16 protein-coding genes are annotated in these 15687 nt (G+C 40.8%); 5 read left to right on the plus strand and 11 right to left on the minus strand.

Going from position 1 to position 15687, the window contains the following annotated elements; translation table 11 throughout:
• Positions 1-2 precede the first annotated feature (2 nt).
• Genes rtcA through HUU81_RS14510 form a run of 3 tightly spaced genes read left to right on the plus strand, consistent with a single transcriptional unit; the run spans position 3 to position 2981 of the window.
• Entirely contained in the window at positions 3-1073 is a 1071-nt protein-coding gene (gene rtcA / locus HUU81_RS14500; protein ID WP_199609638.1) for an RNA 3'-terminal phosphate cyclase, read from the plus strand.
• Positions 1074-1108: 35 nt separating this feature from the next.
• A complete protein-coding gene (locus HUU81_RS14505; protein WP_199609639.1) occupies positions 1109-1921 on the plus strand; it encodes a nucleotidyltransferase domain-containing protein in 813 nt (270 codons plus the stop codon).
• Between the two features lie 46 nt (positions 1922-1967).
• Entirely contained in the window at positions 1968-2981 is a 1014-nt protein-coding gene (locus tag HUU81_RS14510; RefSeq protein ID WP_199609640.1) for a hypothetical protein, read from the plus strand.
• Between the two features lie 73 nt (positions 2982-3054).
• Here the strand turns inward: HUU81_RS14510 and HUU81_RS14515 are convergent, their stop codons facing one another.
• The 6 genes from HUU81_RS14515 to HUU81_RS14540 form a co-directional block, all read right to left on the minus strand.
• Entirely contained in the window at positions 3055-4317 is a 1263-nt protein-coding gene (locus HUU81_RS14515; protein ID WP_199609641.1) for an AAA family ATPase, read from the minus strand.
• The gene (locus HUU81_RS14520; RefSeq protein WP_233520517.1) at positions 4310-4969 is read right to left on the minus strand and encodes an RNA ligase family protein; all 660 of its coding nucleotides are present in this window, start codon (positions 4967-4969) and stop codon (positions 4310-4312) included. Before HUU81_RS14520 ends, HUU81_RS14515 begins: the two co-directional genes overlap by 8 nt.
• 204 nt (positions 4970-5173) lie before the next feature.
• Positions 5174-5503, minus strand: a complete 330-nt coding sequence (locus HUU81_RS14525) for a low molecular weight protein tyrosine phosphatase family protein (RefSeq protein WP_199609642.1) — start codon at positions 5501-5503, stop codon at positions 5174-5176.
• The gene (locus tag HUU81_RS14530) at positions 5504-5719 is read right to left on the minus strand and encodes a hypothetical protein (RefSeq protein WP_199609643.1); all 216 of its coding nucleotides are present in this window, start codon (positions 5717-5719) and stop codon (positions 5504-5506) included. It abuts the gene before it with no gap.
• An 80-nt stretch (positions 5720-5799) separates the two neighbouring features.
• Positions 5800-6426, minus strand: coding sequence for a peptide chain release factor H (gene prfH / locus HUU81_RS14535; protein ID WP_199609644.1), 627 nt, complete (start codon positions 6424-6426; stop codon positions 5800-5802).
• The gene (locus tag HUU81_RS14540) at positions 6423-7589 is read right to left on the minus strand and encodes an RNA ligase RtcB family protein (protein ID WP_199609645.1); all 1167 of its coding nucleotides are present in this window, start codon (positions 7587-7589) and stop codon (positions 6423-6425) included. Before HUU81_RS14540 ends, prfH begins: the two co-directional genes overlap by 4 nt.
• Positions 7590-7911: 322 nt before the next feature.
• Between HUU81_RS14540 and HUU81_RS14545 the strand changes: the two genes are divergently transcribed.
• Both HUU81_RS14545 and HUU81_RS14550 read left to right on the plus strand, forming a co-directional pair.
• Positions 7912-8991, plus strand: coding sequence for a DUF2157 domain-containing protein (locus HUU81_RS14545; RefSeq protein ID WP_199609646.1), 1080 nt, complete (start codon positions 7912-7914; stop codon positions 8989-8991).
• On the plus strand, positions 8988-9806 hold the full coding sequence (locus tag HUU81_RS14550; RefSeq protein WP_199609647.1) for a DUF4824 family protein: 819 nt from the start codon (positions 8988-8990) through the stop codon (positions 9804-9806). The genes HUU81_RS14545 and HUU81_RS14550 overlap by 4 nt, the downstream gene beginning before the upstream one ends.
• Positions 9807-9858: 52 nt before the next feature.
• Here the strand turns inward: HUU81_RS14550 and HUU81_RS14555 are convergent, their stop codons facing one another.
• The 5 genes from HUU81_RS14555 to prlC form a co-directional block, all read right to left on the minus strand.
• Entirely contained in the window at positions 9859-11055 is a 1197-nt protein-coding gene (locus HUU81_RS14555) for a BaiN/RdsA family NAD(P)/FAD-dependent oxidoreductase (protein WP_199609648.1), read from the minus strand.
• 252 nt (positions 11056-11307) lie between these two features.
• A complete protein-coding gene (locus HUU81_RS14560; protein ID WP_199609649.1) occupies positions 11308-11784 on the minus strand; it encodes a peroxiredoxin in 477 nt (158 codons plus the stop codon).
• Between the two features lie 32 nt (positions 11785-11816).
• Positions 11817-12599, minus strand: a complete 783-nt coding sequence (locus HUU81_RS14565; RefSeq protein ID WP_199609650.1) for a class I SAM-dependent methyltransferase — start codon at positions 12597-12599, stop codon at positions 11817-11819.
• Positions 12600-12653: 54 nt separating this feature from the next.
• Positions 12654-13349 (minus strand): DNA-3-methyladenine glycosylase I, encoded by a 696-nt coding sequence (locus HUU81_RS14570; protein ID WP_199609651.1) that lies wholly within the window; start codon positions 13347-13349, stop codon positions 12654-12656.
• 215 nt (positions 13350-13564) lie between these two features.
• Positions 13565-15622, minus strand: a complete 2058-nt coding sequence (gene prlC, locus HUU81_RS14575) for an oligopeptidase A (RefSeq protein WP_199609652.1) — start codon at positions 15620-15622, stop codon at positions 13565-13567.
• Between the last annotated feature and the right edge of the window lie 65 nt (positions 15623-15687).

Raw genomic sequence — 15687 nt, forward strand, 5'->3', positions numbered from 1 at the left:
GTATGTCTTATTTAGTTATTGACGGTGCACAAGGAGAAGGTGGTGGACAGGTGTTACGCACAGCGCTAACTCTATCTATGCTAACCAAACAGCCAATAGAACTAATAAATATTCGAGCGAATAGAAATAAGCCCGGTTTATTACGCCAGCATTTAACTTGCGTACTGGCAGCACAACAAATATGTGATGCCAGTGTAGCTGGTGTTGAACTTGGTGCAAGCCGTATTCGTTTTGCACCCAACAAAGTAAAAGCTGGAGATTACCACTTTTCAATTGGCACAGCGGGTAGCACAGTATTAGTATGCCAAACAATTTTACCCGTATTAGGGTTAGCACAAACCGCGTCAAACATAACATTTGAAGGTGGCACTCATAATGGTATGTCGCCCTCTCTTTGCTTTCTAAAGCAGTCATACTTGCCTATTTTGCAAAGTATGGGGATACACTGTGAGATTAATACCGAACGGCTTGGCTTTTATCCGGCTGGTGGCGGCAAGTGGCAACTTAACATTAAGCCAACAGAAAGCCTAACGCCTATAAATTTGTTAAATGCAGGTAGTGAAGCAGCCTCAAATATTCAGAACTGTAAACTAAATGCATTTGTCAGCCTACTTCCCAAAAGCATTGGTCAGCGCGAGATCGCAACTGCTAAACAACTTCTTGAATGGAAGGATGCAGCTGCAACCGTTTCAAAAGTAACAACCGCAGGAACAGGCAATAGCTTTCAATTGCATATTAACAGCAATACACATACTCACGTGTTTGAAACAATTGGCGAGCATGGCGTATCGGCTGAAAACGTAGCGAAACGCTGCGCTAATCGAGTTAAAAAGTTCATCAGTGCGAATGCTGCTGTTGAAGAGTACTTAGCAGATCAACTGTTATTGCCATTTGCATTGGCTGGGCATGGTAGCTTCACCACCACCAAACCAAGTTTGCATACAACCACTAATATTAACGTAATTCAGTGCTTTCTAAACCTAGAAATCACTACTCAACAAGAGTCTGATCAACTTTGGCAAATAGATATTAGGACGAGTAGGCCATTCAATACCGAACCTTGTTCAATCTAAACGTTTAGATGAACTAGAAGCAGTAAGAGGAAAATATGAGTAATACATTTAATAAGGAGGTTATCGCTCCTGAAGTAAAAAAAGAAATACTACACAGGATCAACGCTGCTGAACAAGAGCACAATGTTAAAGTGATTTACGCAATAGAATCTGGCAGTCGCGCTTGGGGCTTTGCGAGTGCAAACAGTGATTACGACGTACGTTTTATTTACGCACACCCAAAAGACTGGTATTTAGCCGTCGATCTTGAAGATAAGCGTGACGTTATCGAATACCCTATTGTTGATGAAATCGACATAAACGGCTGGGACGTTAGAAAAGCACTTAAGCTGTTCAAAAAATCAAATCCTGCGTTCATCGAATGGTTACAGTCCCCCATCGTATATGTAGATGATAATCACTTTGCGACAAAAGCACGTGACCTATTGCCGACTATCGCTTCATCGCATAGGGGGATTTACCACTATTTGCACATGGCAAAAGGCAACTTTCGCGAATACCTTAAAAAAGACCGTGTGCCACTAAAAAAATACTTTTATGTACTAAGGCCGCTGTTAGCAATTCGATGGTTAGAAAAGTATGACGAACCAGCACCAATAGCGTTTGAAGTTTTGCGAACATTAATAGCAGATAATCTGCCACTTAATGATGCAATATCAGAGCTACTAGTGCGAAAGCGTGCAAGCCAAGAAAAAGAATACGGCGTAGCTGTGCCGATAATAAATCAATTTATTGAAGATGAATTAACTCGCCTTGAAAACTACACCGCCAAGGCAACAAAGAAAGATAGTGACTTTGCCTCGCTTAATCAGCTATTTAAGTCGGTTTTGGAAAGGGGTAATTGTTAGCCAAGGGAACTTGGCTAACTTACTAATAGATAACAGGAACATAGCTATGGTTGAACAAAATAAGTTTGAATACCAGATATCTGCTGCAATAAGTGAATTTGTCGCCTCAAAAAAGCCAACGAGTAAAATAGTGGCTGACTTATCTCCAGTCATTGAGGCAACATCTGAATTACCTTTGTCCAATTTAGAATACTGGGAAACATTTATTCGAGATCAATATGATCAAGCCTTATCTTCAGAGAGCACTAATAAGTGGAAGTTTTGGGAAGACAACTCTCCCCGGATCACACTGCTTGATTTATGTAGTTGGGATGGCTACCGAAGAGAAAAAGCACTAAGAACCATCAACGACAAACTTCCTAACAGGCTATTCCTCGCGCTTGTAGTTAGAAGACTTAACGATTGGGTTCCACAGGTAAGAAAAGCAGCACAAGACATACTTGCTAATGTACTCATTAACTCAGAGCCACCTTATGTAGCCGACGTTATTTGCTTTACACTGAGCCACTGGTCTTCATGGAAAAGAATCGCCCCCTTAAATAGGATGGCCTTACTTAATACATTATCGAATAAAGAAATAGCTAAACATATAAAGTTGAAATTAATACACTCATCAGCTGGACCTTTAGCATCAATCTTGTCAGAGATAGGTCAAATTGATGTTTTGGATAATAGCTTAGAGGAAATTGCAGCCAATGCAGTTCAGCCAGCTTTGCGCGCTAAGGCATATAGAAGCCTACTTGAAGGTAAAGTAAGTTGGTTTGCTGGACGAGAATGGGAATGGACAGATAAGCGATACAACGAAGGCAGAATGAAAACACTGGTCGCTGAGCGCCCTTTGGCAACAAAAGTACCGCTTTTGCCCACACTGCATTTAGCAGCGAATGATCGCTCCTCTCAAGCTCGAAGGGTAGCAGCAGAAATTCTAATCAAGGAGCTAAACAACCTTGGAAGTGAATCACTGGTTCTAGCTGAAAAGTTTGCTCAAGATAGCTCCTCAGCTGTTGCTGAACGAGGAAAGTTTGCTTTAAAAAAATTAGCCGGCGATACAACATTTTAAATAAAAGTTACCTAAACCCTGCTAGGTAACTTTTATTTTCAACGGCGTGAATAAAGCTGTAAAAGTTCAGCTACTAGTCAAAATCACCGTATTTATAAAGCTCCTTGCCCTTTTCTCCAATAATCAGCATTCGATGTGCTTCAGTAACCCAAGGCCATTCTAACTTGTTAATCTGATCAGAAATAACTGAGTCACTTACCGCAAATTTGCGATGTTGATTATTGGCTCTAAGGTATTTCTCGGTTAGCTGAAAAGCAACTATAGTGATTAATGCACCATAGTTTTCGCCTAATTGGCAAATAACACTTCTAAAATCTTTACGGATATTCGTCGCATCCCAAACTACATTCCGTTTATTTGCTAATGCACTTTTTAACCGAGATTTAGCGAGTTGTAATACTTGTCCGCGATTTTTTTGGCACTCACGTTTACCATTTAACGCCTTACGAATTTCATCTAACGAAATAACTTCAAAACCGTCGAGGTTATTCTCAATCCAAGTCGATTTCCCGCTACCGCTAATACCGCACATAATGAACAGATGGCAGTAATGCTGACTGAGTTCATAGTTTTTAGCTGTCGCCTCTTCAATGGTACTGATTTGGCCACTTGCCAGTTGCTTAATGGCATAACCATTTAAGAATGTTTGCTCATAATGAGAGGGCTTAACTTGAATTCTCTTCAATTGGCTTTCAGTTGGATCGTTAACTTGCCAAAGATCATAATCTTCAGCAAACAGCTTAAACTGCGCGAGTAAATCAAGCTGGGCATCCAAGTCATCGCAATATCGTCCTTTCATATCAGCCATTTCTAGCCAATACAACAGCGCTAGATCCGCATTTAAAGACAAATTAAAGTAGTCGTTATAATCCTTATTTCTTACCACTAAAAGCTTAGGTACTTGATGAAAGCCAACCAGCCCTATGATAGTTATTATTGATTTATGCGCCAATGGCAGTGCAATTAATCGTGTTGCTAAATAGCCAGCCCCCACTTCTTCATGCTTTGGTGCCACTACTCGCTCGATACCTGAAATGTCTTTCCGTCGGGTGGTTATCGGCTTTGCAATATCATGCAGTAAGGCAGCCAAAATTAATATTTGCCGTTGCACACCTTGGATATGACTAGCTTCCGAGCTTAATAACTTATACAGCTCACCTAAAACCATGTTGGTATGAATAGCTACATTTCCTTCAGCATGCCATACCTTATCTTGCTCAGTGCCTTCAAATTCGTGTAATAGTGGGAAGTAACTCCCTAAAAAAGAGACACATTCATCAAAATCGGGGGTGTGATCTAAAGCTAAGCTGTCTAACCATGATGTTAGCTTATTCATCTTCTTCTCCCTTATTTTTTAACGGTATATTGCTCGCTAAGCGATTCGGTACAACTTCAGCATGCATCCAGTGCTTATCGGTAACCACGTGATTGGTTCTTACCCATTTTGAAACGTTTTGAGCAAAGTTTTTAAAGTGAAAACCTTCAGCCACTCGCACAACGTAACCTTCCTGATGCTTGGTATCTAACACCATATTTTTAATTGTTTTTTCACACCATAAACCGATATATAGCTCTTTTGGTGTAACTAAACCAAGCTGATTAAAAAACGCTTTACTGTAATCCCAGCTTAAACATTCATTGCGCTCATTCCATACTGAAAAAGCCATGAAATAACTGCTCAAAGCGCGGTATTCAATAGAATGTTTGGCGTACAGGTTTTCACCACAAATTCGCCAGCCTTGAGGGATTTTATAACCAATTTTCGCTTGTAGCGCCTTAACCCAAGCTCGTGATGGATGAAAGCGACTATCTAGCGAGCGGGCATGCACATAGTTAGGATATATGGTGGTGTTTTCACCATCCATTTTCTCAGTTACAACAACTTGCTTGCCAGTAAAATAACTTAAATTACCTTGGTGGATATCGTCGCTTGTAGCACCCGGTGACCAAGGTAAATGCGGGGTGCGCGGATATTTAAATCTCATCATATAACTCCATTTTTACTTCGTTAAGTGTCGAGCAATCGCTCGACTTTTAAATAAAAAAGCACAGCAAAACGTTCCCGTGAAATAGTATTACGAGATGTCTGCATTGCTGTGCTGAGATGGAATTACATGGTTCTGTCCTCTGTACTTGTTACTTTGTTTTTTGTGCTTTATTTGATGTACTTTATTTGATGTATTGTGTACTCGCTACGTTAACCTTAAATAGCTACTCACAGTTTGTTTGATAATTGAGACTAACTCTTCATCCATGTATTGATACTCATCTGGAATATCAAGTACTTGTAAATCTTTATAATCTAGAAGCCGAGTAAACTGTGCTTTTAGCCTACTTTTGTGTTTTTCTTCCATAACGAAAATCACATCTGCCCACTCAATGTCTTTTACATTTACCGTGCGTTTGGCTTTTGGGCTTGTTCCAGCCGATCTTGCTGCAACCTCTGGATGATTTTTCCAGACTTGCTCGCCCGTTGGGCTACGCCACTGGTTTCTACTACATATAAATAAAAGGTTTTTCACTTATTCATCCTTAATAGGCATTTCATCATCTAATGTTTGCCTAAGTGTCTTTCTTGGGTACTCGATACCCAGCTGTTTGGCTCTATGCAACTTCTCTGAACGACGATACGTTAACTTCCAGTTTTTCTCTGGAGTATGTCTTTTCTCTGTGAGTAGTGCTGCTTTATTTTTCTTTTGCTTTGACCGTCTCCAAAGCTTGTTTCTAGTACTGAACATATTAAATACTCTATTAATTATCGGATTTTGCAGCCGCGATAATACGAAGAGTTTAAATACCCTTGGGTACCTATCTCGCCCTAGTCAACTAGAGCGAATTTTTCGTCTTTAAATGTTTTTACTGGGTTGCCGCGCTCCAACTCCCAATGTTGTTGCCAGCGTGCTTTTTCTTGCAACGACAATTGTGCATGCTTGGTCGCTTCTAGTTTTTGAAATAATAATGCCCTAGCTAAACGCTTATTAGCATGCTGACTTCTTTCACTTTCAACTCTTACTGCCACTCCCGTCTCGGTGTGTACAGCCCTAACCGCAGAGTCCGTTTTATTAACGTGTTGTCCGCCAGCTCCCGACGCCCTACACGTTTGAAAAGTAATGCTTCGATCAAACTGAATATCATTTATTTCGTACATGTGTCCGCTAAAAAACCAGTTTTTACGCTTATGCTTTGATCTAAACTGACTTTGGCATACCCATAACATGGTTCCCTGCCAAGATGCAGCTAACCGCTTGGCATCTGGTGTTTTGCCAGAATCAAGCTGCATTAATACAGATTTAAAACAAGCCGGCGTGCTCATTTCAATGGCTTCAATAGTTTCTAGTTTTATACCTTGTGCTTTACATTGTTTTTCAATTGCTTTTAGCGCTAACCCTACTGCGTTTCCACATTCAACAGGCCCTTGGCCTGCGGATAATTGAAGTAATATCATGATGAACAATTTCCATTTGTTTTAAAGGTTAAAACCGGGCGCAATTTTGCCACCACGTCAATAAGACCAGCATCAACCATATCGCTAATCACTGTTTCACATTTTTTATAGGCTTGTGGTGCTTCATCGTATAAAAGCGCTTTATTACCACATACCACCCGGCTACCCAACGCCGTTCGATATAAGTCTTCACGCTTGTACTTATGACCTAACCGACTATGGCACTCACCACGCTTCCATTTCCTTCCTGCACCGTGTGCTAAAGAAAATAAACTTGTCGACATGTTTTCATGCTTATTGATCAATGGCTTTACCAAATAGCTATAGTCACCGCGCGAACCAGGAATCACTACATAGCCGTTGTCACTTGGTGTTGCACCTTTTCTATGTAACCAGCCGGCTTGTTCATCAATTACTTTAGGTGAAACCAAATTGTGATTTACATCTAGAGTGCAGTAACCATTAGTTCTTATCGCTTCTAAAAAACGTTTGGCAATTAATTCGCGATTAAGCTCTGCCCAACGAACAGCTTCATTATGCTTATTCATGTAATCAAGAAAGTCTTCGTCCATCTCGGTTAAACCGTCATGATTATGCGCCGTAATATGATTAACCAAAATTGATTGCCCCAAGCCTCTAGAGCCAGAGTGTACTAGCAACTGTAAATGTTTTTCATTTAAGCCGAGCTCCGTTAGAGCGGTTTGATCATAAACATGTTCAATGGCCTGAAACTCGGCAAAATGATTCCCTCCACCAATAGTGCCTAAAGCATGATCAAAGGCATTGATGGTTATGCCTTTCTCAGCTTTGCGCGTATTAATAATCGGTGACCAGCTTTCATCTAAAGGGTGTTCTATATGCTCAAACTTTTTAGCTAATTTATCTATATTTACCTTGGACACAGCCTTTGAGGTTTGCCATAACGCCATACCACAGCCAATATCATTACCTACCAAAGCAGGATAGATCTTATTCGTTGTGAAAAATGCCGCTCCAATTGGATAGCCTCTTCCTGGATGCAGATCTGGCATGCCGGCAACACGGTGCATACCAGTTAATGTTGATGTTTTTATCAATTGTTGAATTGCTAGCCCTTCAATCCACGTATTTGCAGATGCAATTAGGCTAACGTTTTCAGTAATTTTTTGGACGGATTTGCCCATAATACCAATTCCTTTTTCTTGTTAGAAAATGAGGATTTAAAACGTAATACGTATTGGCAGGTCTTTTTACACGCGTGGTGACCAGGGCGTAGCTTTACTAGAAAGCTAAAGATTATTGATAGCTTTCTGCTACTTAGCGGACAAGACCTGCAAAGGATTTTGATGTATATGTCATGATTTTTACTCCTTTACAGTTAGTTGATGGTTAATTAAGCGGGCGCATGATAATCAGTTTAATGAGATAAAGCAAATAGTTGATATTAAATTTTACGTGTTTTTATTAATATACAAGCCAATGAAGCTCACCAAGAAGAACATTCACATGGAAGAAAGATCGTTATCTCAAGCAGATGCGCAACGCCGCGTTGATCAAATTCATGCCTTTCAGCAAGAAATGACAACACTTGAAAATGAAGGGGTGCTAACCATTTCCACCGAGCAAACAAACAAGGTTCAAGGTTATCACGCTCGGTTATTACAAACGCTATCAGCTAACTACGACGTTGATACGAATGCTAAGTCCAAACAACTAACCTTAGGGATGAAGATTGCCTCTTTATTTGGCGCATTGGCAATGGCCGCCAGCATCTTTTTCTTGTTTTACCAATTTTGGGGTTACCTAAATACTCCTGTTCAAGTTACTATTTTGGTGCTTGCACCTGTCTTATTATTTGTTTTATCTTTTTATCTTGCACAAAAACAGCATAGCGCCTACTTCTCAAAAATAGCCGCATTGGTAAGCTTGTCTTGCTTTGTGTTAAACCTTTCCATGTTAGGGCAAGTATTCAACATAACTCCATCACCCAATGCTTTTGCAGTGTGGGCTGCTTTTGGATTCTTACTTGCTTATGCGTGTAATGCACGGTTATTACTCTTTTTTGCCATTGCCTGCATAAGTAGCTTTATTGCAATGAAAATTGGCACATGGAGCGGTATTTATTGGATAAGCTTTGGTGAAAAGCCTGAACACTTTTTTATACCAGGTCTTATCATCTTCTTATTACCTCAATTTATTAATCATAAGCGTTTTACTGGTTTTGACGTTATTTATCGAGTAACAGCAATGATAATGCTATTCCTACCGATCTTGATACTCGCTAATTGGGGCAAAATAAGTTACTTAAGTTGGCCTACGCACATGATTGAGGGCGCTTACCAAGTTATTGGTTTTGCTCTTTCTGCCTCTGCCATTTGGCTAGGAATAAAGCGCCACTGGAACGAGGTGGTTAACACTGGCAATGTTTTTTTCGTTCTGTTTCTTTACACAAAACTCTTTGACTGGTGGTGGGAATGGATGCCTAAATACATTTTCTTTTTCCTCTTAGGCTTATCTGCACTGTTAGCCTTAACCATCTTTAAACGCATTCGCCAAAGCAATGTCAGCGAGGGAGTCGCACAATGAAAAAGTATTTATTCATTGGTTTAACCATTCTTATTGGCACCAATTTAGCGGTGCTAAGCGGTGTTGCCTATAATCGAATGGATGAACCAACAGCACAATTAACACTAACTGAACGAGAGCTAGCTTTACCTTATAACATTGGCAGCCAAAAAGAGAATTCAGGTTTGTCTCTCTCTATTCATTGGCGAGCGCCTAGTAAAACGAGTCAGTATGACGGTCATAACCCTTATTACACTTACAACTCAAGAGATATAAAGATATCGAAAGATGTACTACTAGCGCTGGGGTTCACCCCTGAAGACGTGCTCAACAATAACTGGATTGAATCAAAGGAACTATATTGGGCTTTTGAGTTTGATGGTGCGTTACATCAAGCTGAAATAAAAAAAGCTGAAGCAAGCTATCAACGTGCTTTGAGCAACTACGAAAAACTACCAAATAAAGAAAATAACAACCAAAAGCAACGTTCACGCAAAGCATTAAATAATGAAAAAACAATGAATAGTCGGCTATTTTTTATTGAAGCCGCGGCACATTATGAGGCGCTATCTTCCAAGTACGCTAATAAAAACAATATAGTCATCGTAAAAGGCTTAGCTCAACCTCACTTTGATGAAAGAGATAAACACTATCAGTTACAACTCAAACACTTATCAGTAAGAAAAATTATGGTGCCATCAAAATTTGCTAGCCACTTTGATCGCCTTAAAAGTAAACATAGCACCAATAGCACGGCTCCCCGCTATACCGCCGATGTTCACTGGGGCAAGCGTTTAGAGCCATGGATTGTTGATGTAAAAAGGCTTACACCTTGAGGCTGTTCATTCCGTTGGTATAAAATTGGGCAGGCTGGCTATTATTCAATAATCAAACCACCTGCCCTGCTGCCCAGCCGCTGCTCCAGGCCCATTGAAAATTGAAGCCTCCTAGCCAACCGGTTACATCTACTACTTCACCAATAAAGTACAAGCCTTTAGCTTGTTTGGCTTCCATGGTTTTTGACGAGAGTTGATCGGTATTAACGCCGCCAATGGTTACTTCCGCCGTTCGGTACCCTTCCGTTCCGTTTGGCTTTAATTGCCACTGATGCAGCTGTTCAGCGATGGTTGATAATTGCTTTTCGTTTAACACTTTTAGCGGCGCGTTTGGTATTTGTTGATATGCAAGAAATGTTTCTACAAATCGTTTTGGAAAACGCTTTGCCAAGCAAGTTTTTAGTTCTTGTTCGGGGTGCTTCTCTCTTACTTGGGTCAATAAGGCTAATACGTCTTGCTCTGGACTTAAGTTGATGGTTAAGTCGTCGCCGGGTTGCCAATAGCTAGAAATCTGGAGGATTGCAGGGCCGCTGATGCCGCGGTGGGTAAATAACATGGCTTCTTTAAAGCTGGTGTCGTTTGCTTCTGCGGTGATGTCTACAGCGATGCCAGATAATGCGGCTAATTGCTCTTTGTCTTTATCGTGCAACGTTAATGGCACCAGTGCGGCGCGTGTTGGCAGTACTTCAAGACCAAACTGTTGTGCGACTTTATAACCAAATGGTGACGCGCCAATTTTTGGCATTGAAAGGCCACCGGTTGCGATCACTAAACTTTCGCATTCGTAATCGTGGTTATCTGTTTTTACTAGGTAACGCGCCCCGTCTTGCTCAGTTTGTTCTATTGAAATAACCTCTGTGCGCAACGTGATGGTGGCGCCTGCTTGTTCGCATTCACTGACTAATAAGTTAACAATGTCTTTAGCGGAATCGTCGCAAAATAACTGGCCAAGTGTTTTTTCGTGGTAAGGAATTTGATATTTGTCGACCAGTGCAATAAAGTCCCACTGTGTATAGCGGCTTAGGGCAGATTTACAAAAATGCGGATTATTTGATAAGAAGTTTTCTGGGCCTGCGTACATATTGGTGAAGTTACAACGACCGCCACCAGACATCAGTATTTTACGCCCTACTTTTTTGGCATGGTCGATAACTTCAACTTGGCGGCCTCTTGCAGCTGCTACAGCACCACACATTAACCCTGCTGCGCCAGCGCCAATTACTAATACATCCACTTTTTTGTTTGCCATGCGCTTATTACCTAAATCTATGCATTTATTTAATCAAATAATCAGCCTGTGCTCAGGCTAAACTGGCGGCATTGTACACGCTTTTATAGGTCGAGTGAAAAGCGTTACCATGTATTAGTGATTAGTTGGATAAGGCGAGAAGCAGCTAAAAATGGCTAGGCTGATTTTAAGTCTATGAATCAATCATTTAAAAAATGAGCCGCTTTTACGCGACTCATCTTTATACTAGGTTGGAAGATAGGGATTAGTTAATTAACCTATTTGCTTGAGCATAGTCTCAGCATCGCTTACTTCAAATTGCTTAGGCTCTTCAATATTTAACTCTTTAACAATGCCATCATCAACTAGCATAGAGTAGCGGCGAGAGCGAATGCCACCAAAACTGCCGGTGTCTGCGTCTAACCCTAATGCTTTTGCAAAGTCTGCAGCACCATCAGCTATCATCATTATATGCTCTGCGTTTAACGCTTTTCCCCACGCGTCTAACACAAACGCGTCGTTAACTGATGTACATATAATTTCATCAATGCCTTTTTCTTTAATTTTATCTGCGCTTGCTACAAAGCCAGGTAAGTGAGACTCAGAGCACGTTGGTGTGAATGCGCCCGGAACAGCAAATAACACTACTTTTTTACCTGCAAATACATCCTCAGTGGTTAGGTTATTCATGTCGCTGCCGTTTTTATGCTGAAAGGTTACGCTTGGAAGTTTGTCGCCTTTATATATCATGATGTTCCCTTGGTTAGAGTGTTTATTACATATTAGTCTGTCATTGCCGCATTAACATATACGTCAAAACGGTTTTTCTTGGTTTCAATCGCCATTGTTGGCTTTTGATTATCTAGCCAGTCTGCATAGTCTGGCCGTTTTACTACTACACGCTTTTTCGCTAATTTTAACGCTGGCGCTAACAATGCGTCAGCGTCTAAATCCGAACCAACCAGTGATTGAAATACGCGCATTTCTTTTTTGATTAACGCCGATTTAACTGCACTTTTTTTGTTGGCTTTTTCAGGATGCGGATACATAGGGTCGAGGTACACTACATCAGGCTGCTCATGTATTTCCTGTAATAACTCAATGCTAGATGCGGATATTAGCGTCATATTCTGCTGCATCCACTCACCAATTTCTGCATCCATATAGGCTCTATTTAAACCATCATCTAGTAGCGCTGCAACTATCGGATTTCGTTCAATCATGGTAACTTTGCAACCTAAACTGGCAAATACAAATGCGTCTCTTCCTAAGCCTGCGGTGCCATCTAAAATACTTGGGGTAACCCCTTTATTTAATCCTACTGCTTTTGCAATGGCTTGGCCTTTACCGCCACCATATTTGCGGCGATGCGCCGCTGCACCAGTAACAAAGTCAACATATACAGGACCAAGTTTGGGCTCATCTGTCTTTAATAACTGTAAGCCTTGTTCCCCTAAATACAACTCAAATGGCCCCACTTCTAACTCATCCAGCCCCCACTTTTTTATAATCAGTGCAGCTTGAGTTTGCAATTCAGGAAATGCAGTACGAATTTTAAGGGGCATTATTAAAGCCTATTGTTAAAAACTGAGTGAGTTGAAAAAAGTGTGGTCAAAAGCTTACTGTATCCCAACCACATTATCACCAAAGCTATAGGCAATGAGTCTGTTTAATGCTTGGTAACTCCAGCCGCTTTCTGCCTGAAGTCGGTCGTAATAGGCTTGGATGGCTTGAAGACTTTTTTTCGAAGTTAACCCACCATCAATCACTTGTTGTGCGCGCATGTAACCTTCAATATCTCTGGTAAGCAAAAAGGTATCTACACCTAATGCGCGAAGTGCGTATGGGCCTGTGTTTCCACCTAACCTTGCGCCATGCTTTTTTAAATATTGCCATAGCGTTATTACATTTTCATTGGCGAGCGCTTCAACTAATTGCGCAAAACCACCATGAGTTTGTTTTGCGCTATTGATCATTAATGCGTTTTCTTGAATGGTTTGTACTTTTTTATAGTTACGAATAATACGTTCGTCTTGCGCTTTACGCTCAACCATATCGGGTGGCATGAGCAATACTTTTTCAATATCAAAGTCAAAAAATACTTCTCGGAAGCCGTCCCATTTTTGTTCCACCACTCGCCACACAAAGCCTGATTGAAATACTTTTTTAGTAAACTCTTCTAAAAACTGACTATCAGTTTTATTTAAATAGCTTTTTTGATCTTTAGTTGGGCCGATAAGCGTCATCAACATTTTATCAGAGCCCTTTCGCTCTAAAGCACGATGATAAATTGCGTCAAAGGATTCTGTTTTCATTCTGGTTTAGCCGTAAACTTTATTGAGTTTTAGTTTATTAAACTTGAGCTTATATACGAAGCAAGTGTAAATGCAGATTCAGTTACTTAAGCCTGTTTTTCATCTTTAATGGCATATATCAAAGTAAGCACACTTACCCATCTACCCTATTTAAGATGTAAAACTGAAAGTCGCTAATTAATAGCGACTTTCATTAATGCCTATTAACTTTAACGTTACGCGGCTTCAATCCCACTATGGCGTAACAGCGCATCAATTTGCGGTTCACGACCCCTAAATGCAGTGAATAGTTCCATTGGCTCGTAGGCACCGCCTTTTTCTAAAATGTTGTGTAAAAAAGCTCTGCCCGTTTCTTTATTAAAGATACCGTCTTCTTCAAACTTAGAGTATGCGTCTGCTGATAACACTTCCGCCCACTTGTAGCTGTAATAACCTGCGCTATAACCACCAGCAAAAATATGGCCAAAGCTATGCTGAAAACGATTAAAGTCAGGCACTTTTATCACTGCTACGTCAGCCCTAACATCATCAAGCGTGGCTTGAATGTCTATGCCTTTTTCTGCGTTGTATTCACGATGAATTCTAAAATCAAAAATAGAGAATTCTAACTGTCTCAACATGCCCATTGCTGCTTGAAAGTTTTTCGCCGCCAACATTTTATTGAGCATTTCTTCTGGTAGTGGTTCGTTGGTTTCATAATGGCCTGAAATAAAAGCAAGTGCTTCAGGTTCCCAGCACCAATTTTCTAAGAATTGACTTGGTAACTCTACCGCGTCCCACGGTACACCATTAATCCCAGATACAGCCCCCGCTTCAACTTTAGTTAGCATGTGATGAATACCATGACCAAACTCGTGAAATAGCGTGATCACTTCATCGTGGGTGAATAACGCAGGTTTGCCACCAATTGGCTTATTAAAGTTACAGGTTAAAAATGCGACGGGCTTTTGTAAATCGCCATGTAAGTTACGACGACGGCTCACACAGTCGTCCATCCATGCACCACCGCGTTTGTTTTCACGCGCATATAAGTCAAAATAAAAGCTACCGCGCAATTCGTTTGACTCGTCAAAAATATCGTAAAAACGCACTGACTCATGCCAAACATCTACGCCGCTTCTTTGCTTAATGGTAATACCAAATAAGCGTTGTACCGTTTCAAATAAGCCACTTATTACTCGTTGCTCTGGAAAATAAGGGCGTAACTCTTCATCTGAAATAGCGTATTTATCTTGCTTTAGTTTTTCAGCGTAATAACCTAAATCCCACGCTTTTAAGTCGCTCATATCATGATTTTGTTTAGCAAAATCGTGAATTTCTTTTAATTCCGCTTCACCTTGTGCTTTAGATTTTGTTGCTAAGTCATTCAAAAACTGAAGTACTTGTTCTGGTGATTCAGCCATTTTCGTTGCCAGCGACTGTTCGCTGTAGTCACTGAAGCCCAATAAATTAGCAAGCTCGTGACGCAGCGCCATGGTTTCTTGCATAATCGCGCTGTTGTCCCACTTACCCGCGTTAGGCCCTTGATCAGAAGCACGCGTACAAAACGCGCGGTACATTTCTTCACGTAGTTCACGGTTGTCACTGTAGCTCATCACTGGCAAATAGCTTGGAAACTCCAGCGTAAATAACCAGCCATCTAATTCTTTTGCTTCTGCTGCGTGCTTTGCTGCGGCAATAGCGGAATCAGGTAAACCAGATAACGCAGCTTCGTCAGTAATATGCTTTGTCCAACCTAAGGTTGCATCTAGCACATTGTTACTGAAGGTTGAGCCAAGCTCAGACAACTTCATTACAATTTCGCCATAGCGCTGTTTTTTGTCATCAGGTAAATCAATACCCGATAAACGAAAATCACGCAATGCATCATCAATTACTTTCTTTTGCTCGTCTGCAAGCGTTGTATATTCCGCGCTGTCTTTTAATTGCTGGTATGCGTTACATAACCCTTCATGTTGACCAACAAAGGTACCATATTCAGAGATTAGCGGCAGGCACGACTCATACGCATCACGTAACTCTTGGCTGTTCATAACCGAGTTTAAATGCGATACCGGTGCCCATAATCGCTCTAGCTCATCATCTTTTTCTTCTAATGCAAGCACAAGATTTTGCCACGTAAACTGTGTATTACTCGTCAGTATGTGCTTGATGGTGTCTTTACATCCTTGAATTGCGCTTTCTACCGCCGGTTTTACGTGCGCGGGTTGAATGTTTGAAAAGTCGGGAAGTGCATGAGGATCAGCGGCCAAAGCCAATAAAGGATTATTCATTGCGTTATTTACTCATTATTTTTGCAAGTTTAAAGGTTAGATAAGGGTCATTATTAGCAGAATCA

The organism is Flocculibacter collagenilyticus (assembly GCF_016469335.1).
Taxonomy (GTDB): Bacteria; Pseudomonadota; Gammaproteobacteria; order Enterobacterales; family Alteromonadaceae; genus Flocculibacter; species Flocculibacter collagenilyticus.

Bases quoted from the DNA above. Each gene is read 5' to 3' on its own strand.
- rtcA (WP_199609638.1), top strand. From the start codon at position 3: ATGTCTTATTTAGTTATTGACGGTGCACAAGGAGAAGGTGGTGGACAG.
- HUU81_RS14505 (WP_199609639.1), top strand. From the start codon at position 1,109: ATGAGTAATACATTTAATAAGGAGGTTATCGCTCCTGAAGTAAAAAAA.
- HUU81_RS14510 (WP_199609640.1), top strand. From the start codon at position 1,968: ATGGTTGAACAAAATAAGTTTGAATACCAGATATCTGCTGCAATAAGT.
- HUU81_RS14515 (WP_199609641.1), bottom strand. From the start codon at position 4,317: ATGAATAAGCTAACATCATGGTTAGACAGCTTAGCTTTAGATCACACC.
- HUU81_RS14520 (WP_233520517.1), bottom strand. From the start codon at position 4,969: ATGATGAGATTTAAATATCCGCGCACCCCGCATTTACCTTGGTCACCG.
- HUU81_RS14530 (WP_199609643.1), bottom strand. From the start codon at position 5,719: ATGTTCAGTACTAGAAACAAGCTTTGGAGACGGTCAAAGCAAAAGAAA.
- prfH (WP_199609644.1), bottom strand. From the start codon at position 6,426: ATGATATTACTTCAATTATCCGCAGGCCAAGGGCCTGTTGAATGTGGA.
- HUU81_RS14540 (WP_199609645.1), bottom strand. From the start codon at position 7,589: ATGGGCAAATCCGTCCAAAAAATTACTGAAAACGTTAGCCTAATTGCA.
- HUU81_RS14545 (WP_199609646.1), top strand. From the start codon at position 7,912: ATGGAAGAAAGATCGTTATCTCAAGCAGATGCGCAACGCCGCGTTGAT.
- HUU81_RS14550 (WP_199609647.1), top strand. From the start codon at position 8,988: ATGAAAAAGTATTTATTCATTGGTTTAACCATTCTTATTGGCACCAAT.
- HUU81_RS14555 (WP_199609648.1), bottom strand. From the start codon at position 11,055: ATGGCAAACAAAAAAGTGGATGTATTAGTAATTGGCGCTGGCGCAGCA.
- HUU81_RS14560 (WP_199609649.1), bottom strand. From the start codon at position 11,784: ATGATATATAAAGGCGACAAACTTCCAAGCGTAACCTTTCAGCATAAA.
- HUU81_RS14565 (WP_199609650.1), bottom strand. From the start codon at position 12,599: ATGCCCCTTAAAATTCGTACTGCATTTCCTGAATTGCAAACTCAAGCT.
- HUU81_RS14570 (WP_199609651.1), bottom strand. From the start codon at position 13,349: ATGAAAACAGAATCCTTTGACGCAATTTATCATCGTGCTTTAGAGCGA.
- prlC (WP_199609652.1), bottom strand. From the start codon at position 15,622: ATGAATAATCCTTTATTGGCTTTGGCCGCTGATCCTCATGCACTTCCC.